This is a genomic window from Arthrobacter sp. zg-Y820 (genome assembly GCF_030142155.1).
Classification (GTDB): Bacteria; Actinomycetota; Actinomycetes; order Actinomycetales; family Micrococcaceae; genus Arthrobacter_B.
This window is the reverse complement of the sequence record NZ_CP126247.1, coordinates 767,454-786,037: the sequence shown is the minus strand read 5'-3', so window position 1 is coordinate 786,037 and position 18,584 is coordinate 767,454. Positions and strand designations below refer to the sequence as shown.

Sequence of the window (18,584 nt, the reverse complement as noted above, 5' to 3'; positions counted from 1 at the left end):
CATGAACGACTCAGCCGCACGCTCCACCGCACTGCTGCCGCAGGGCGAGCCGGTGGCCGGCGGACAGCGCACCGGCCGTCCGCAGTACCTGGAAATCCGCGACCTCCGCGTGGTCTTCGACGGGTTCACGGCCGTCGACGGCGTCAATCTGGACGTCACCCAGGGCGACCTGCGGTTCCTGATCGGGCCCAACGGCGCCGGAAAGACCACCATGATCGACGCCATCACCGGCCTGGTTCCGGCCACCGGGTCGGTCAACCACACCGGCACCGAAATCCTGGGCCGGAAGGTGCATCAGATTGCCAAGCTGGGCGTCGGCCGCACCTTCCAGACCGCCAGCGTCTTCGAGAACCTCTCGGTGCTGCAGAACCTGGACATCGCGGCAGGCTCCCGCCGAAAGCCGCTTGAGCTGCTGCGCAGGCGCCGCGGCACCGAACCGGCAGTGGAGGAGGCGCTGGAGATTATCGGGCTGGAGCATCTGGCCTCCGCGCAGGCCGGCACCCTGGCCCACGGGCAGAAGCAGTGGCTCGAGATCGGCATGCTGCTGGTGCAGAATTCCGAGCTGCTGCTCCTGGACGAGCCCATTGCCGGCATGAGCCAGGACGAGCGCGCCCAGACCGGCGAGCTGCTGCGGCGCATCGGCGCCAACCGGATCACCCTGGTCATTGAACACGACATGGATTTTGTCCGCGAATATGCCACCTCGGTGACCGTCCTGGCCGCCGGAAAGGTCCTCAGCGAGGGCAGCGTGGCCGACGTCCAGGCCGATCCGCGCGTGCAGGAAGTCTATTTGGGCACCACGCCCGCGAAAGGACACTGATGCTGGAAATTCAGGAGCTCAAGGCCGGATACGGGCGCACCGAGGTGCTGCACGGCGTCTCGGTGACCGTGCCCGACGACGCCGTCTCCTCCGTCCTGGGGCACAACGGCGCCGGGAAATCCACGCTGCTGCGCGCCGTCGTCGGCATCATCAGACCCACCGCCGGGACCATCCGGTTCAACGGTGAAGATATTTCCGGGCTGCGGCCGCACCAGCGCGTGGCGCGCGGGCTGGCGTATGTTCCGCAGGGCCAGCAGTCCTTCGGCCCGCTCACGACAATGGAAAACCTGCGGCTGGTGGCCGACGGGCGCAAGCGCGGCAAGGCGCTCGTGGACGAGTCGCTGGACATGTTTCCGGCGCTGAAACCGCTGCTGGGCCGCCGGGCCGGGCTGCTGTCCGGCGGGCAGCGGCAGCAGCTGGCCATTGCCCGCGCACTGATCACCGAACCGGCGCTGCTCATCCTGGACGAGCCCACCGAGGGCATCCAGCCCAACGTGGTGGCGGAAATTGAGCACACCATCATGAATCTGGCGTCGCGTTCAGGCATGCATGTGCTGCTGGTGGAACAGCACATCGGGTTCGCGCTGCAGGCGGCGGACACCTACTACGTACTGGCGGCCGGGCGGGTGAGTTCCACCGGCAGCGGAGGTGCGGGTGCCGCGGAAACGGTTCGCTCCGCAATGCTCATCTAGGGTCTTGCTCTTCCCTGGGCGCGCCTCCGCAGGGCCGCTCCCGCGCCGGAAACCGGGACCCTGCTGCTCCGGACACTGATCCGCGCTAGGCTCGTCCAGAAATCCGCCACCGACACGGGGAGAACCATGCGCCGGGCACTGACCGCTTTACTGCTGAGCCTCATCACGCTGACGGGAGGTGCGGCGGCAGCGGCCGCCGTGACCCCGGAGGAGGTGATTGTGGAGGACACGGCCGGCGTGCTGGACGCCAACACGCTCCTGCCCGCCCTGGAAGACATCGAGTTCCGGGAACCGACAACGGTGGCCGTCTATACCTACAACGGCCCGGCTGGCAACGAGGACGGCACCGTCCTCAACGCCGAAGTGCTCCGTTTCGCCCGGGAGCAGCATCCGGAGTGGCTCAGCGGGGACGGGCAGAAGTGGGCGGACGGACTGTTCATCTTCGCGCTGGATCCGACGGGCCGCTGGACCGGAACGTACTACGGCGAGGACCGGAAAATTCCCCTGAGCCAGCAGGAAGACATCAGGGAGGAGACGAACAGCCTCTTCGCCGAGGCCAATTGGACCGAGGGCACCATCGCCGCCGTCGAGGAGGCGGCAAAGCTGATCAACCGGCCCTGGTACCTCTCCCCCGCCGTTATTCTCGGTGCCGGCGCTGCGGTGCTTGCAGGCCTGGTCTCGTCCATCACGTACGTGCTGGTGCGCTGGAACCGGCAGCGCAAAAACCGCAGGCTCCTGGCCGACGCCGATGCCAGCTACTCCAGCGTGACCCACGATCTGGACGCAACGGAGGTTAACGCCAACACCATTCCGGCGGATTCTTCCTACGGTGCTCGCGTCTTGGAGGAATACCGAACCTTCATGGTCCGCTACAACACTGCGACCGAGCTCAACAATGCGGCACACGCGCTCACCGACAAGGACCTGAAGCAGCGCTCCAGCACCACCGTGCTGGAACAGTATGCCGACGCCGCCATGGAGCTGGACGGCCTGGACGACGTCATCGCTGACACCAACGCGCTGCTGAACAAGGCGCCGGGCTGGGAACGCGCCTGGGACCGCCAAACCGGACCGCTCTTCGAAGACCTTGACCTGCTCGACGACCAGCTGGAAGGCAGGGGCGCGGCCGAGAAGGACTCCGCCACGGCGCACGCGCTGCGCGCGTTCCGGCAGCAGGCCCGGGAGCAGCTCGCGGCGGCCTCCACGGCGCTGACGGAGGACCGGATCACCCCCGAGCAGGCGCTTGACCGCATCAAGGCCAGCCGCACCGAGCTCTCGGAGCTGCTCAAGCACCATGCAAAAACCGTGATCGCCGCCCAAACAAAGTCCGGCGCCGAGCGGGAACTCATGCAGGAGGAACTGAAGAAGGCCGCCGAGCCGCGCCGCCTGCACCGGGACGGCTACCGCCCCGGCATCGTGGACACCGCTTTTCCCGCCTACTTCTACTACTCGGTGGGCAGCTTCAACTCCGGCATCCAGCACGGCACCAGCAGCGTGGAATCGGCCCGTTCCTCCGAGTCGGGTTCCAGCTCCACCGGATACGGCAGCTCGGGCGGCAGTTTCTCCGGAGCAGGCAGCTCCGGCCGGTTCTGAGTTGCGTTTCATGGGGTCTCCCGGGTGAAGTGAAGACAGCTATCAGCGGGCCGGGAACGGTTACTGCACTGCGCGAGACCTGGAAGGCATTATGTTTACTTTGGATCAGGCCCGGAGTTTCATCGCCGTCGCCGAGGAACTGCACTTCGGCAGGGCTGCCGTCCGGCTCAACATGACCCAGCCTCCGCTCAGCCGGCAGATCCAGAAGCTGGAACGGGAAGTCAGCGTGGAACTGCTCGAGCGGGACAAGCGCAATGTGGTCCTGACCGCCGGCGGCCGCGCTTTCCTGATTGAGGCACGGAAGCTGGTCGCGGCGGCCGACCGCGCCCCGCGCACCGCCAGGCGGATGGCGCAGGGCAGCGCCGGCATCATCCGGATCGGCTTTACGGCCGCCGCCGGCTACAGCCGGCTGGGACCGATCCTTCGGGAGATCGCCGAAGCCCTGCCGGGCGTGGACGTGGAGCTGGAGGAGCTTGTGACCAGCGAGCAGATCCAGGCGCTGTCCCACGGCGATCTGGATCTTGGCTTGGCCCGGCCGCCCTTTGACACCGAACGCTTCGAGTCCCACCTGCTGTTTTCCGAGGACCTGCGGCTGGCTGTCCCGTCCGGCCATCCCCTCGACGCCCTGAACCGGCCCATCACCGCCGCGGATCTCCGCGATACGCCGCTGATCATGCACTCCTCCACCAAGGCCAGATACTTTTACGACCTGGCCGTGCGCCTGATTCCGATTGAACACCACAACGTCATTCACACCGTCAGCCAGATCCTGACGATGGTGGCGCTGGTGGCTGCCGGCCGGGGTGTCGCCATCGTCCCGGAATCCGCCCGGATCCTCCAGTTTGAGGGCGTCTCCTATCTGCCGCTGGCGGGAGAGGCCTCGGATGCGGTGCAGCTGCACGCCATCTGGAACCGGGATTCCGCCAACCCGGCGCTGGGCCGGGTGCTCGAGCTTCTGCGGACACCAAGCACCTAGCCGGCCCCGGCAGCTGACACCTTTACAGCACGGCACCTCCGGAGTCAGAGCTGAACATGCCGATGCTCGAGGCCAAGCAACGAGGCGGCGGCGGCCAGTTCCGCCCGGCGGTGGCCCAGGCACAGCGCCCAGTGATGCCCGACGCCGGTGGCAGCCCAGAGATCCACCCACAGCCCGGGATCCCCGCCGAAGTCCACCCGCGACGTCGTGTTCCCGATTTGCAGCAGCGGGCCCTCGGTCACGGTGCCTTCGGAACTGACGAAGACGTAGCTGCCGTCCCGGTCCTGGCCGATTCCGAAAGCGGTCACCGGACCGGGCCGGACATCGAATTCCACCGACACGCCCCAGCCCCGCTTGCCGTGGTAAACGCCCAAGCCGCGCAGCAGCGGCTGCCGGGCGGAGATCTGCAGATGCGCCGGCCCGTCGTGGCCCATTTCAACCACGTTGTCGAAGAAATTCAGCGCCTGGATTTCGGTGAACGACCCTCCGGCGCCCAGGGCCGAGGCGGCGAGCATGGCCACGGAGGTCCGCAGTTCATACTCGCCGGCCATCGGCACCCCGCGGGCGGTCAGCAGCGAGGCTCCCAGGATCATCCCCGCACCCAGCCGTTCGTGAAGTTCTCCGGCCAGTCCGCGGTGGTAGTAGGCCAGCGAATCCAGGGCGAAGTCGTCCACCAGGCGGTCCAGGCCAACCGAGACCCGGGCACCCCATTCCAGCTCCGGCAGGTGAACCGAGCGGTCCAGCTCGAAGACTTCCCGCACCAGGGCCACCCGGTCCGCGGTTTCCCGCTCCGTGACGGCGTTGACGCGTTCGCGCAGGTCATCGAACTCCAGCACCTCGACGTGCGAGCCGAAGGTGGCGCTGACAGTGGTCAGGTCCGTTGACACGTCCAACATCCCCGGATAGAGATGCCCCATGAGGCCGTGCCGCGCGGTGCGCAGGCGTCCGCGCACCGCTGCCGCCCGAACCCAGCTCGTGATCCGGTCCCAGGCCGCTTCCTGCCGCAGGTAGCCCGAAACCGACCGGAAGGGGATGCCGGCCCGCCGGAAGACGTTGGCCAGCTCAGGCACCGGGCACTGCCCGCAGTAGGCGAGCCATTCCCCGGTGCCGGTGCGGGCATGGTCCATCGCTTCAGTGGGCTGCAGGTCAACCACCAGCACCGGGGTGCCCGAACGCTGCGCAATGGGCAGGACCATGGAGGAGGTCAGATAGGTCGCCACGAACAGGACAATCAGGTCGCAGTCCGCCTGCCGCAGCCGTTCCGCGGCCCGGGCCGCGTCCTGGGCGTCCGAAACAAAACCGGCGTCAACGACGTCGTTGCCGGTCTCCTCGAAACGTTGGCCGACGTATGCCGCCGACTCCCTCAGCTGCGGCAGCAGCCCGGGGAATTGCGGCCAGTAGGCGCCCAACCCTCCGGAGACCAGGCCAATCCTCGCGCGGTGGCGGATGGGTGCGGTAACCGCTGCCATGCTGCCCGGGGACAGGTTCATGGCTGTCAGAAGTCGTAGTCGTCAATATTCTCGGCGTTGAACACCGTAGGCGGACCCACGATCACCACGCCGTCCTCCTCGACCGTCCGCTCCCCCAGCTCGCCGGCGGTGAAGGTGTCACCGGGTTCACCGCTGATGGAGCCGTCCACCAGCGCTTTGGCGGCGAACGCGGCAACGGTTCCCAGCTGCGCCGGGTCCCAGAGGGCAAACTCGGAAACCGTGCCGTCCTTGATGAAGGAGCGCATTTCGTTCGGCAGCCCCAGCCCGGTCAGCGCCACCTTGCCCTTGTAGTCCGACGTGGAGAGGTAGCGTGCCGTGGCCGCAATTCCCACGGTTGTCGGCGAGATGATGCCCTTGAGGTCCGGATGCGCCTGCATCAGGCCCTGCGCTTCCTGGAACGACTTGGTGTCGTCGTCGTCGCCGTAGACCTTGGCCACCAGTTCAATTTCCGAGTACTCGGGGTTGGAGGCGAGCTCCTCCTCCATGTACTTGATCCATTCGTTCTGGTTGGTCGCGTTGGCGGTGGCCGAGAGGATGGCGATCTTGCCCGCGCCGCCGATCTGCTCGGCAATGAGCTCGGTCTGGATGAGGGCCACGTCCTTGGCCACCACCTGGCTGATGAACACGTCGCGGCAGTCCGGGTTGGTGTCGGAGTCGAAGGCAACAATCTTGGCCCCGGCGTCGCGCGCCTCGCCCAGCGCCGAACAGACGGCGTCCGGGTCATTGGCGGCCAGGACGATGGCGTTGGTTCCTGCCTGCGTTTCGGCGTTGATGAAGGTGACCTGGCTGGAGGCTGAGGCCTCCAGCGGTCCCACCACGTTGCTTTCGGCAAAGCCGGCGTCGGTGGCGCCCTGCTCGCCGCCGCCCAGCACGACGTCGGTGTAGGGGTTGTTCAGCTGCTTGGGAATGAAGGTGACCGTGGCGTCGTCGGTGCTGCCGGATCCGTCGTCTTCGCTGCCGGCGCAACCGGAGAGCGCGAGGGCCGCGGCGGCCGCGAGGGACGTCATGACGGTGATGCGCCGCCGGGCGGTGGAGCGGGGAGTGAACATCTTTGTTTCCTTCCTTCACTCAGCGGACGGTCCGCCGGGTTTGATGGGTTCTTCGGCCAAGCGTCGGCGCAGCCGACGATCGTGGCGCCTGCGTCCGATGGCGGCACCGATGCTCGGTGCCACGGCGGACGCGATGAGCAGCATCCCGGTCAGGGTCACCAGGACGACGTCGGAGACCCGGTCGAGCCGCAGCGCGTAGTTCAGGCTGCCGATCAGCAGCACGCCGGCAACGACGCCGACGATGCTCCCCTTGCCTCCGAAGATTGAGACTCCGCCCAGCAGCACCGCCGCAATAACCAGCAGTTCGAGCCCCGAGGCGTTGTCGCTGCGGGCGCTGGTGTAGCGGAAGGTCCAGAAAATGCCGGCCGCTGCCGATACGAGGCCGCTGGCAACGTAGAGCCAGAACTTGGACCATTCGACGCTGATCCCGACAAACTGCGCGGCTTCCTTGGAGTAGCCCATGGCATACAGGCCGCGGCCGAAGGAGCTCTTGTGCAGGACCAGCCCGGCGGCAACGACCAGGGCCAGCGCCGGAAGCATCAGGACCGGAATGCCGGTTCCGCCCAGTTTGTCCGATGCCAGCGAGGTGAGTTCCACCGGAAAATCAGCCACGGCGTTGTCGCCGATGACCACGAGCGCCAACCCGCGGAACAACGCGAGCGTCCCGATGGTGACGGCCAGGGAGGGCAGTTGCAGAAAGGCGATCAGGGCACCGTTCAGTGCTCCGGCAGCCAGCCCGCACACCAGCGCGACGGCGATCGCCGCCCAGATGCCCGTCCCTCCCGCCCACAGCACGCCCAGGACGGCGCTGGAGACCCCGGCAACGCTGGCCACTGACAGGTCGATTTCCCCGGTGATGATGATCAGGGTCATCGGCATCGCGATCAGCAGCGTGGGAATCACGTCCAGGAGCAGGAAGCCGGTGGTCACCGGTGACGCGAAGCGCGGAATGGTGATGATCGCGTAGAGGACAAACGCAGCCAGGAGGTACACCATGACCGCGTCGCGGCCGGCCCACCACCGCGGGCCCCGGATTTTTTCGACGCCGCTGAGCGGTGTGCTGGTGTCCACGGCCGCCGCGGCTCGCGGCATGGCGGGGCTAGACATTTCGGCCTTCCTTCTCGCGCAGGTTGCGTGCGCGGCGCAGTCCGGCGAGGCGGTCGATCAGGATGGCGGCCAGGATGAGGGTGCCCACCACGGCCTGCTGCCAGAACTTGTCGACCCGAATGGCGGTGAGCGAACTGGTGATGGTGTTGAGCAGCAGGGCGCCGATCGCCGCGCCGACCACCGTGCCGCTTCCGCCGAAGATCGCGACGCCGCCAACCACGGCCGCTGCGACGACGTCCAGTTCCAGCCCGGATCCGGTTGTCGCGCCCACCGCGTTGAAGCGGCTCGCGTAGAGGACGCCGGCGAGCCCGGCCAGGGCTCCGTTGACAAGGAAGGCCGTCAGGATCCGCTTGGACGCCGGAATGCCGAAGAGCCTGGCTGCCTCGGGGTCCGAGCCGACGGCGTAAAAATCCCGTCCGGAGCGGGTGCCCGACATGAAGACGGCGGCGGTGATCACCACAGCGATGGCCACGAGCGTAATCATCGGAATGCCCAGGAAGGTATCCACCGACAGGGCTCCGAAGGCCTCCGGCCGGTCGCCGGCAAAGTACTGGGTTCCGCCGGCCCAGGCATTGTTGACACCGCGGTAGATGTACAGCGTGCCCAGCGTGATGACCAGTGCGGGGACCTTGGCCAGCGTCACCAGCAGGCCGTTGAAAAGACCCAGGACAGAGCCGAAGGCCATGCCCAGCAAGACCACCGCCAGAATCGGCATGTCCGGCGCACCGGCAAAGACCGCACCGGTGCCGAAGGCGACCAGGCCGAGAATCGACCCGACGGACAGATCCACGTTGCGGGTGACAATCACCATGGTCTGCCCAACGGCCAGGATGACCATCACAGTGGCGTTGAGCATGAGGTCCTTCAAGCCCTGCGGCGAGAGGAACAGCGGATTGACGACGGCGGTGGCCACGACCAGCACCGCGAGGGCTGCGGTGACGGGGAACTCCCGGAGCCGGAACACGTTGGGAAACTGCCGTTGCCGGCGGAGCGGGAGAGCCCGGGGCTGCTTCGCCGCGGGAGTCTGGGCCGTTGGCGTGCTCATCGGTGCCCGCCGGAGCCGGTGGCTGCATGCATGACGGCTTCGGCGCTGGCTCCGCTCCGGTCCAGCTCAGCCGAGATCCGGCCCTCGTGCATCACCAGGACCCGGTCCGCCATGCCCAGGACCTCCGGCAGTTCGGAGGAAATCATGAGGATCGCCAGCCCCTGGCCGGCCAGCTCGGAGATCAGCCGATGCACCTCGCTCTTGGTGCCCACGTCGATGCCCCGGGTGGGTTCGTCGATGATCAGGAGCGCCGGTTTGGTGGCGAGCCACTTGGCCAGGACCACCTTCTGCTGGTTTCCGCCGGACAGCGTGCTGACGGGCTGCTCAAGGGTTGAGGCCTTCACTTGCAGCTTGGTCGTCCATTCCCGGGCCGCGGCCTGCTCGGCCCGCCCGTTGATCAGCCCCAGCGTGCGGAACCGGTCCCGGAGGGTCAGGGTGGTGTTGCGGCCGACCGACAGGCCCATCACGAGTCCCTGTTTGCGGCGGTCTTCGGGGACAAAGCCGACGCCGGCTGCGATGGCGGCCTTCGGCTGGCCGGGTTTGAGCTTCCGTCCCCTGATGGACACGCTGCCGGCGTCGTACCGGTCGATGCCGAAAATGGCCCGCGCAACTTCCGTGCGCCCGGCGCCCACCAGGCCCGCGAGAGCCACGATCTCTCCGGCCCGGACTTCAAAACCGATGCTGGTGAACACACCCCGGCGCTGCAGCCCTTCAACGGTAAGGACGGGCTCACCGACCTCGGTCTCGCCCTTGGGATACAGCGAATCGACCTCCCGCCCCACCATGTCCCGGACAATTTCCTCGATGCTGGTTGATGCCGTGGCATGGGTGGCGATGTAGCGGCCGTCACGCATCACGGTGATCCGGTCAGCGAGGCTGAACACCTCGTCAAAGCGGTGCGAGATGAAAAGAATCGCCGCGCCGTCTCCGCGCAGCGAGCGGGCGACGGTAAAGAGTCTCTCCACCTCAACCCCGCTCAGGGCCGCCGTCGGTTCGTCCATGACCAGGACGCTCGCGTCCAGCGAAATGGCCTTGGCAATCTCAATGATCTGCTGGTCGGCGATGGACAGCCCTTCAGCTGTCCGGGCCGGATCAAGGTCCACGCCGAGCCTGGCGAAAAGTTCCGCGGCGCCGTCGCGCATGCGGGCGTGGTCGATCAGTCCGATCCGATTACGCGGCTGGCGTCCGATGAAAATGTTCTCCGCCACTGACAGGTCGGGAAACAGCGTGGGCTCCTGGTAAATGACGGAGATGCCCGCGGCCTTGCTGTCCGCGACGGAGCGGAAGTTCACCGGGCGGCCCGCAACGCTGAAGGCTCCCTCATCAGGGGCGTAGAGTCCGGCGAGGATCTTGACCAGGGTCGACTTGCCCGCACCGTTTTCCCCGCAGAGGGCGTGGATTTCTCCGGCCCGAAGTTCGATGGTGCCGTCCGCCAGCGCGATGACCGGCCCGAAGGTTTTCAAGGCCCCGGACAGGGTCAGGACTGCGGTTTCCGAAGTGGCTGGCGTGTCTGACATTCAGTGATGCGCACCTTTGCGGCCGACGGGACAGGAACCGAATGAACCGTTTCAAACGGGCTCGTCTGATCGTAGGGGCGTGATCCCGCTCACGTCAAGGAAATCCCGCCGGCCTGCTTCCGGCAGTGCCGCCGAACACCGGCGGCCATGAGATTCCTCGCAGCCGCCGCTCCGCTGCCGCTTCCTGGCGGCGAAACGGCCAAAGGCCGCCCGGTGCCGACTCCTACGTTAAAAAGATGAAGTTCTCCTCGCTCACCACTGCGGGGCTCCTGGCCGGAGTGGTCGCCGCTGCCGGAATTGCTGCCGCTGTCCCGCTGCAGCGGGATCCCCGCCCCTCCGCGATGCTCATCCGCGGACTCTTCTCCGGCGTGGGCAACTTCCCGCTGAAAAAGATCCACCCCCATATTCCCGGGCTCCGAGTGACCGGACACCGGGGCCTGCCGTATTTGGGGTCCGGGGCCAAGCCGACCCTGGACCTGTTCCTGCCGGATGCTCCGGACCGGAAACCGCTGCCGGTGGTGATGTGGATACACGGCGGGGCATGGATTTCCGGCTCCAAGGAAGATGTGGCGCCGTATCTGAGGATCCTCGCCGGGTACGGGTACGCCGTGGTGGGCGTCGGATACTCGATCTCGCCCCAAGTCATCTATCCGGCCGCCGTGAAAGAGCTGAACGCCGCCCTGGGCTTTGTGCGCGAACACGCAGACAAGTACGGGCTCGATCCCCATCGGATTGTCCTGGCCGGTGACTCCGCCGGTGCGCAGCTGGCCGCACAGCTGGCCCTGGCCATCACCAACCCGGAGTACGCCGGCGAGACCGGGGTGGTTCCCGCCGCCGCCCCGGAGCAACTGCGCGGAATCCTGCTGCACTGCGGCGTTTACGACTTTACGTCCGAGGCCCGCTTGACCGGCCCCGTGGGCTGGGGGCTCAAGAAGGCGCTCTGGGCCTACACCGGGTCCAAGGACTGGGCCGCCACCCCCGCCGCGGGGCACATGTCCATTCCGAAGCACGTGGATCACCGCTTTCCGCCCACCTACATTTCCGGCGGAAACGGCGACTACCTGACCAGCACGCAGTCAGTGCCCCTGGCGGACCGGCTGGAGGAAGTGGGGGTGCCGGTGATCCGCCGGTTCTGGCCGAAGGGCTACCGGCCGGCGCTGGGACACGAGTACCAGTTCCAGCTGCACCGGCCCGAGGCCAGGGAGTCGCTGCAGGAAACCGTCGCTTTCCTGGAGGACGTCACCGCAGGCGCGGCGCGGCCTCAGGACCGGACGATGACCACGTCCAGGTTCCGCGGTCCGTGCACGCCTTCCACGCGTTCGAGCTCAATATCGGAGGTGGCGCTGGGCCCGCTGATCCAGGTCAGCGGCCGCGTGCCGTCCAGCCGGCGCAGGGCTTCCGGAAGGATGCCGGCGACGTCGTCGGCTCCCACCACGCAGATGTGATGGTCGGGCACCAGAGTGATGGCGCGGCGGCCCTGGTTGGGACTGCCGTCCAGGATGATCGTGCCGGTTTCGGCCACCGAGACGGCACTGCCGGTGACGACGGCGTCCACCGCGTCCAGCTGCGCCACGCTCAGCGGCGCGGCAGCGTCGTCGGTGCGTCGGCGGCCTGGCGCGGCGGCTTCGGCGGCGGCCAGCCAGCCGGCGTCGATCCCCGCCGGAACCACATAGCTGGCGGCGCCGCTCAGCAGTTCGGCAATCCGCGGCGCCAACCCGGCCCGGTCCACCACCGTGACGCCGGCCTTGTAGTCCACCAGCCGGTCCACCAGCATCTCGATGCGTTCCTCGGCGCTCATGCCGGAGTCCTCGCGGTAGGTCCGCGGAATCTCCGGGACGGCCGGGCTGTCGCGCAGCGCCGACCGCAGCCGCTCCAGGATGTCTGCCCGTGCGCTCATGCCTGATCCTCAGTCTTGGTGATGGTTTGCGCCGCAGCGTCCGCGCCGCCGGCTGCTGATGTTTCGTGCTCCTTGGCCCACCAGTCACGGAAGGACGAGGCCGGCGGGGCCGGAATGTCCCGGCTCTGGGTCCAGCCGGCGGCGATGCCGGGCAGCTTGGTGATCTTCTTCTTCCGGCCGGCGGCGATCCGGCCCAGCGGCAGGCCCTTTTCCAGCAGGCCCAGGTGCTTGCCGGAGGAGAACGCCCAGGAGGCGCCCTTCATCAGCAGGTCCATCTGGGTGGGCAGCTTCTTCTTGCCGCGCTTGCTGTCCACGTCCTCCGCGCGCAGGTGCACCAGGATTTCGGGAATGTTGATCTTCACCGGGCAGGCGTCGTAGCAGGCGCCGCAGAGCGAGGACGCGTACGGCAGGGAGTTGTTCTCCTCGGAGACGATGCCCGTCATCAGCGGTGAGAGGATCGCGCCGATCGGTCCCGGATAGGTGGAGCCGTAGGCATGGCCGCCGGTGCGCTCGTAGACCGGGCACACGTTCATGCAGGCCGAGCAGCGGATGCAGTGCAGCGCCGAGCGGCCCATTTCATCCGCCAGCGCGGCGCTGCGGCCGTTGTCCAGCAGCACCAGGTGCACGTTCTGCGGTCCGTCGCCTTCGGTGACGCCGGTCCACAGGGAGGTGTACGGATTCATCCGCTCGCCCGTGGAGGAGCGCGGCAGCAGCTGCATGAACACCTCAAGGTCCTGCCAGGACGGCAGCAGCTTCTCCACGCCCATCACGGTGATCAGGGTTTCGGGCAGCGTCAGGCACATCCGCCCGTTGCCCTCGGATTCGACGACGGCGAGGGTGCCGGCGTCGGCAATCGCGAAATTGGCGCCGGAGACGGCAACCTTGGCGGAGAGGAACTTGCGGCGCAGGTGCGCCCGCGCAGCCTCGGCCAGCTTGGCGGGGTTGTCGGTGAGGTCCGGATCGACCCCTGGCATTTCGCGCAGGAAGATGTCCCGGACCTGGGTGCGGTTCTTGTGGATGGCCGGCACGAGGATGTGGCTGGGCTTGTCATGGTCGAGCTGGACGATCAGTTCGGCGAGGTCCGTTTCGAACGCGGCGATCCCCTGTTCTTCCAGGTATTCGTTCAGCCCGATTTCCTGGGTGGCCATGGACTTGACCTTGACCACCTCGTCCACGCCCTGCTCCCGGATGAGGTCGCGGACAATTTCGTTGGCCTCGGCTGCGTCGCGGGCCCAGTGGATGATGCCGCCGCGGGCGGTGAAGTTCTTCTCGAACTGCTCCAGCAGTTCGGGCAGCTGGGCCATGACCGCTTCCTTGGTGGCGCTGCCGGCGTTGCGCAGGTCCTCCCAGTCCGGCAGCTCTCCGACCACGCGCAGCCGCTTGTCGCGGATGGTGTGCGTGGCGTGGCCCAGGTTGGCGCGCAGCTGGCTGTTGCCCAGTTCGCGTTTGGCGGCCCGGGGAAAGGGCTCGACGGCGTTGAGGTTGCCCTGCCCGAAGACCGGGAGGGTGGGCATGCCCAGGTACGTGGTGCTCATCGGGAGGCCTTTCCGCCGACCAGGACGTCACCGGTGACGGACACCGGATTGTCCCGAGTGCTGGCAAGGATTTCAGCAAAGTGCAGGGTGGAGACGCCGCTGCCCTGCCGGGACAGCCCGCCGCCGATGTGCATCAGGCAGGAGGCGTCGCCGCCGGAGCACAGGTCAGCGCCGGTGGCCTTGATGTTTGCCGCCTTGTCCTCGAGCATCGCGGTGGAGACGTCGGCGTTTTTCATGGAGAAGGTGCCGCCGAAGCCGCAGCACTGGTCGGCCTGCGGCAGGGGCGCCACGGTGATGCCCTCCACGCTCTGCAGCAGGTTCAGCTGCCGGTCGCCCAACCGCAGCAGGCGCATGCCGTGGCAACTGGGGTGATAGGTGACGTTGTGCGGAAACCAGGACCCCAGCTGCGCGGCGGCATCGGTGACGCCCAGGACGTCGGTGAGCAGTGCGGAGAGCTCGTAGGTCTTGGCGCCAACCGCCTCGGCGCGGGCCGCCAGGTTGGCATCGCCGCAGGACCGGGCGACCATCGGATGCTGGTGCTTGACGGAGGCGACGCAGGAGCCCGAAGGTGCGACGGCGACGTCGTACTCCTGGGACTCGAAGGCCTCGATGTGGTTGCGGACCACCGGCACGGCTTCGGGCAGGTAGCCGGAGTTCACATGCATCTGCCCGCAGCAGGCCTGACCGGAGGGGAACACGACTTCGTGGCCCAGCCGCTCCAGAATGTCCACGGTGGCCCGGGCGGTGCGCGGATACATGGCATCCACGATGCAGGTGGCGAATAGAGCGATTCTCATGGCTGCCTTTCAGCGGGGCGACACCCCGTACGTGTGGTCTGACCATAGTAGAACATGTTGGGCCTGTCACATCCGGGCCCTCGGTGCTGGTGACTACCATCACAGAAATCGGAGTTCTGCGCTAGACTCGCCAATGGTCTGACCACTGTGGCCTGACCATGCCCTGTCCAGAACTACGCGGAGGACCCAGTGGAGTCATTCATCCCCAGCACCGATCCAGTGCTCGATAGTGTTGCCGTTTCGGCGTTGGTGGCCCTGGTGCCACTGCTGACCTTCTTTGTGCTGCTGGCCTACGTCAAGGTCAAGGCCCACCTCGCGGGCGGAATCGCCCTGCTGGTGGCCCTCGCCGTCGCCGTCTTCGCCTACCAGATGCCGGCCGGACTGGCGGCGCTCTCCGCCACCCAGGGTGCCGTCTTCGGCGCGTTCCCGGTGCTGTGGATCGTCATCATGGCCATCTGGCTCTACCAGATCACCGTGCTCAGCGGCCGGTTCGAGGACCTGCGCCGGGTGTTCGACGTGATCGGCGGCGGGGATGTGCGCGTGCAGGCCATCCTGGTCGCCTTCTGCTTCGGCGGCCTGCTGGAAGCCCTGGCCGGATTCGGCGCACCGGTGGCCATTACCGCCACCATGCTGGTGGCCCTGGGCATCAAGCCGCTCAAGGCAGCCGCCGCCGTGCTGGTGGCCAACACCGCCCCCGTGGCCTTTGGCGCCATGGCCATTCCGATCACCACCGCAGCCTCGCTGACCGGTCTGGACGCCGACCACATCGGCACCATCGTGGGCCGCCAGGCACCGCTGCTGGCCATCTTCGTCCCGCTAATCCTGGTCTTCATCCTCGACGGCCGCCGCGGCGTGCGGGACACCTGGCCCGCCGCCGTCATTACCGGCGTCGCGTTTGCCACGGCCCAGGTCCTCTGCTCGACCTTCTTCTCCTACGAACTCACCGACATCGTGGCAGCCCTGGCCGGCCTCGGTGCTGCCGTCGTCTTCCTGCGGTTCTGGCAGCCCCGCGGCCGGGAAGCCGCCCGCGAGCGCATGGGCCTGCCCGCCCTCGCCGCCTCGGTCACCGGCTCGGTCACCGGATCGGCCGGCTCGCAGTCCGGCGCCGGCCGCGGTGCCGCCGCTGCGGTTCGGGACGGCAACTCCCTCACCCGCTCCCGCACGCTGCTGGCCCTGTTCCCCTACTTCCTGGTGATCCTGATTTTCGGCATCGCCAAGCTGTGGAAGTGGGGCGCGGACATTCCCGCCCTCCTGGCCTCCACCGACATCAAGGTTCCGTGGCCCTGGCTGCACGACCGGCTCCTGGATGCCTCCGGCGAGCCCGTCTCCTCCACCATCTACACGTTCAACTGGCTTTCCAGCCCCGGAACGCTGCTGCTGTTCACCGGCCTGATCGTGAGCGCGGTCTACGCCAAGTACGACGACGGCGGCCGGTACGTCATGAGCGTGGGCAACGGTGTGGCCGAGATCTTCCGGACCATCTGGAACATGCGCTGGGCCGGACTGACCATCCTCTCCGTGCTGTCCCTGGCCTACGTCATGAACTTCTCCGGACAGACCGTGGCCATCGGCACCTGGCTGGCCGGCACCGGAGCGTTCTTCGCGTTCCTCTCCCCCGTGCTGGGCTGGATCGGCACCGCCGTCACCGGTTCCGACACTTCCGCCAACGCCCTCTTCGCCCGCCTGCAGCAGACCGCCGGCATCGAAGCCGGAATTGATCCGAACCTGCTGGTGGCTGCCAACACCTCCGGCGGCGTCGTGGGCAAGCTGATCAGCCCGCAGAACCTCGCCATCGCCGTGACCGCCGTGAAGCTGGACGGCCAGGAATCGGTGCTGCTGCGCAAGGTCGTCGGCTGGAGCCTGGGCCTGCTGCTGGTGCTGTGCACCCTGGTGTACCTGCAGTCCACGCCGATCCTGGGCTGGATGCTGCCGTAGGTCCTGCCGGCTCCGCCGCTTTCTGGGGATCTGCTGCCGTTTTGGAATCTGCTGCCGCTGCGGACCGGCGGCAGATTCCCCAACCGGACGATTCACCCCGGTGCGGCCGATTTTCCGGGGTTATCCCCGCGGAAAACGGCGCCCGCCCGATTCTGGTGGCGGCCGCTGCCCCACGGCGATGGTGGCGGCCGGCGTCCCTCGGCGGTGGCGGCGGCCGGCGCGCATCCTTCGTGCAGATAATGCAGTCTGGCGAAATCTCTCGTGCAGATCAGGGCCTCCTTTCTCCGAAATGACTCCTTTTCAATGCATTATCTGCACGAGAGACTCCGGCGGAGCCCCGGTCAGTGCATTATCTGCACGAGAGATCCAGTACAAGCGCGAGGGCCGGGTTCTGGAGATGATGGCGCAAGGTTCGCCGGCGAGCGGAAGGCACCCGGACGATTCACCCCGAGGTGGCCGATTTTCCGCAGCTCCTCGGCTCCGCCGGTGCCAGCATGACTGAAGGAGCGCACCCGGCCGCCCTGCCGCATCGGCGTCCCGGCACCGGCACCGACACCCCGGCACCCCACCGCATCGGCGCATGGCAGGATGGAGCGGTGACAGAGCACCCGCGCCGCAGCTACGACCTGCTGCTGGAAAACATTGAAGCCGACCTCCGCTCCGGCGCCATCGCACTGGGCGACCAGCTGCCCGGCGAGCGGACGCTGGCCGAAACCTACGGCATTTCCCGTGCCTCCGTCCGGGAAGGCATCCGCATCCTGGACGCCATGGGCGTACTGAGGTCCTCCTCCGGGTCCGGGCCGAAGTCCGGCGCCATCATCATCTCCGAACCTTCGGCTGGGTTGTCCTCCGCCCTGCGCCTGCACATGGCCAGCAGCCGGCTGCCGGTGGCGGACATCGTGCAGACCCGTGTCCTGCTGGAAACCTGGGCGGCCACCACCGCCGCCGCCCGGCCGCCGTCGGAGGCCGCGGACGCCGCATTGGCCCGGGCCGCCGCACTGCTGGAGGCCATGGATGCCCCGGATATTGAGCGCGAAGCCTTCCACCTGCTGGACGCCCAGTTCCATGTGGAGCTCAGCTCGCTGGCCGGCAACGCCGTCATCGAAACCATGATGGCGTCCCTGAGCGGAGCCATCAGCGGTTACGTCAAGAACGCCGTCGACGGCATGGAAAACTGGCCCGCCGTCATGACCCAGCTGCAGGCCCAGCACCACGGCATCCACGAGGCGGTGGCAAACCGCCGGGGCGACGACGCCGCCCGCCTGCTGCGCGAGCACATCGAGTGGTTCTATGCGCAGATTCCCGACGAGGACTCCGCTGACGAAAAATCCGCCGGCTCCGCCTAGCTCCGACCCGCTGCAAACCGGCCGCCGGCCCCACCCAGGCGCAGCCGCTCCGACCCGGCTCCAACGCACCTAAAACTGGTAAGCAGCCTGATAAAATCTCGGTCATCACAAAGCACCGACGAACAGGAGAAGTCCTTGTCCACTTCCAGCCAGGACACGGTTTCCACCGAAACTGCTGAGCGCATTGCCGAGCGCATCCAGGGCACCGGCGTGACCATCGGGGTTTCGGAATCCCTGACCAGCGGGATGCTGGCCTCGTTCCTGGGGGCCGCGCCGTCGTCGTCGGACTGGTTCCTCGGCGGGCTCACCGCCTACGCCACCTCCGTTAAGCGCACGGTCCTGGGCGTGACGGCCGAGGCAGTGGTGTCGGAGGAATCGGCGGCCCAGATGGCCGCGGGCACGGCCAAGCTGCTGGACGCCGACCTGGTCCTGGCGGTCACCGGCTCCGGCGGCCCCGAACCGCAGGACGACCAGGAGCCCGGCACCGTCTTTTTCGGCCTGACCGCCGCCAACCAGGAGCACCCCGACGTCATTGAACGGTTCTTCGAGGGGGATCCGGAAACCGTCATCCACTCCACCGTGGCCGCCGCGCTCGAGCTGCTGGAGGAGCGGCTGGAAAAGCTGCTGGCGGACCGCGGGATCCGGTAGCCGCGCTACTCGGGTAAGTCCTCCAAATCCGGCTGAAGGAGCTGCATCGCCCCTTCATGTGGTCTGACCAACTTTCGCCGGGGCGTGATCAGGCCTACATTTGGAGGCGGAGCACCGCAGCTCCCTGGAACGGTTGG

15 protein-coding genes and 1 pseudogene are annotated in these 18,584 nt (G+C 67.4%); 8 read left to right on the top strand and 8 right to left on the bottom strand.

Annotated elements, in window-relative coordinates:
• Window position 1 precedes the first annotated feature (1 nt).
• From urtD to QNO08_RS03505, 4 genes are all read left to right on the top strand, one after another.
• Window positions 2–820 carry an urea ABC transporter ATP-binding protein UrtD gene (urtD, locus tag QNO08_RS03520; RefSeq protein WP_229964535.1) on the top strand — a complete coding sequence of 273 codons (819 nt, stop codon included), beginning with the start codon at window positions 2–4 and terminating at the stop codon, window positions 818–820.
• Window positions 820–1,512: an urea ABC transporter ATP-binding subunit UrtE gene (urtE, locus tag QNO08_RS03515; protein ID WP_229964534.1), complete on the top strand. Its 693-nt coding sequence runs from the start codon at window positions 820–822 to the stop codon at window positions 1,510–1,512. The genes urtD and urtE overlap by 1 nt, the downstream gene beginning before the upstream one ends.
• A 126-nt stretch (window positions 1,513–1,638) precedes the next feature.
• A complete protein-coding gene (locus QNO08_RS03510; RefSeq protein WP_229964533.1) occupies window positions 1,639–3,105 on the top strand; it encodes a DUF5129 domain-containing protein in 1,467 nt (488 codons plus the stop codon).
• A 91-nt stretch (window positions 3,106–3,196) separates the two neighbouring features.
• Window positions 3,197–4,081 (top strand): LysR family transcriptional regulator, encoded by an 885-nt coding sequence (locus QNO08_RS03505; protein WP_229964532.1) that lies wholly within the window; start codon window positions 3,197–3,199, stop codon window positions 4,079–4,081.
• A gap of 44 nt (window positions 4,082–4,125) precedes the next feature.
• Here the strand turns inward: QNO08_RS03505 and QNO08_RS03500 are convergent, their stop codons facing one another.
• Genes QNO08_RS03500 through QNO08_RS03480 form a run of 5 tightly spaced genes read right to left on the bottom strand, consistent with a single transcriptional unit; the run spans window position 4,126 to window position 10,289 of the window.
• Entirely contained in the window at window positions 4,126–5,571 is a 1,446-nt protein-coding gene (locus tag QNO08_RS03500; protein WP_229964531.1) for an L-fucose/L-arabinose isomerase family protein, read from the bottom strand.
• A gap of 5 nt (window positions 5,572–5,576) precedes the next feature.
• Window positions 5,577–6,620 carry a rhamnose ABC transporter substrate-binding protein gene (rhaS, locus tag QNO08_RS03495; protein WP_229964530.1) on the bottom strand — a complete coding sequence of 348 codons (1,044 nt, stop codon included), beginning with the start codon at window positions 6,618–6,620 and terminating at the stop codon, window positions 5,577–5,579.
• A gap of 15 nt (window positions 6,621–6,635) precedes the next feature.
• Window positions 6,636–7,727, bottom strand: coding sequence for an ABC transporter permease (locus QNO08_RS03490; RefSeq protein WP_229964529.1), 1,092 nt, complete (start codon window positions 7,725–7,727; stop codon window positions 6,636–6,638).
• Window positions 7,720–8,772, bottom strand: coding sequence for an ABC transporter permease (locus QNO08_RS03485; RefSeq protein WP_229964528.1), 1,053 nt, complete (start codon window positions 8,770–8,772; stop codon window positions 7,720–7,722). The genes QNO08_RS03490 and QNO08_RS03485 overlap by 8 nt, the downstream gene beginning before the upstream one ends.
• Complete coding sequence (locus QNO08_RS03480; RefSeq protein ID WP_229964527.1) at window positions 8,769–10,289, bottom strand: sugar ABC transporter ATP-binding protein; 1,521 nt, start codon at window positions 10,287–10,289, stop codon at window positions 8,769–8,771. The genes QNO08_RS03485 and QNO08_RS03480 overlap by 4 nt, the downstream gene beginning before the upstream one ends.
• 236 nt (window positions 10,290–10,525) lie before the next feature.
• Between QNO08_RS03480 and QNO08_RS03475 the strand changes: the two are divergent.
• Window positions 10,526–11,416, top strand: a pseudogene (locus QNO08_RS03475) (alpha/beta hydrolase); the annotation flags it as partial.
• 134 nt (window positions 11,417–11,550) lie between these two features.
• Here QNO08_RS03475 and QNO08_RS03470 read toward each other — a convergent pair.
• The 3 genes from QNO08_RS03470 to QNO08_RS03460 are packed head-to-tail and all read right to left on the bottom strand — an operon-like array spanning window position 11,551 to window position 14,518.
• Window positions 11,551–12,186, bottom strand: a complete 636-nt coding sequence (locus tag QNO08_RS03470) for a LutC/YkgG family protein (RefSeq protein ID WP_229964526.1) — start codon at window positions 12,184–12,186, stop codon at window positions 11,551–11,553.
• Complete coding sequence (locus tag QNO08_RS03465; RefSeq protein ID WP_229964525.1) at window positions 12,183–13,721, bottom strand: LutB/LldF family L-lactate oxidation iron-sulfur protein; 1,539 nt, start codon at window positions 13,719–13,721, stop codon at window positions 12,183–12,185. Before QNO08_RS03465 ends, QNO08_RS03470 begins: the two co-directional genes overlap by 4 nt.
• Window positions 13,718–14,518, bottom strand: a complete 801-nt coding sequence (locus QNO08_RS03460; RefSeq protein ID WP_229964524.1) for a (Fe-S)-binding protein — start codon at window positions 14,516–14,518, stop codon at window positions 13,718–13,720. The genes QNO08_RS03465 and QNO08_RS03460 overlap by 4 nt, the downstream gene beginning before the upstream one ends.
• Before the next feature lie 189 nt (window positions 14,519–14,707).
• Here QNO08_RS03460 and QNO08_RS03455 point away from each other — a divergent pair, with 189 nt between their 5' ends.
• From QNO08_RS03455 to QNO08_RS03445, 3 genes are all read left to right on the top strand, one after another.
• The gene (locus QNO08_RS03455) at window positions 14,708–16,453 is read left to right on the top strand and encodes an L-lactate permease (protein ID WP_229964523.1); all 1,746 of its coding nucleotides are present in this window, start codon (window positions 14,708–14,710) and stop codon (window positions 16,451–16,453) included.
• Window positions 16,454–16,947: 494 nt separating this feature from the next.
• On the top strand, window positions 16,948–17,799 hold the full coding sequence (locus QNO08_RS03450; protein ID WP_229964522.1) for a FadR/GntR family transcriptional regulator: 852 nt from the start codon (window positions 16,948–16,950) through the stop codon (window positions 17,797–17,799).
• Between the two features lie 135 nt (window positions 17,800–17,934).
• Entirely contained in the window at window positions 17,935–18,447 is a 513-nt protein-coding gene (locus tag QNO08_RS03445) for a CinA family protein (RefSeq protein ID WP_229964521.1), read from the top strand.
• Window positions 18,448–18,584: the final 137 nt, after the last annotated feature.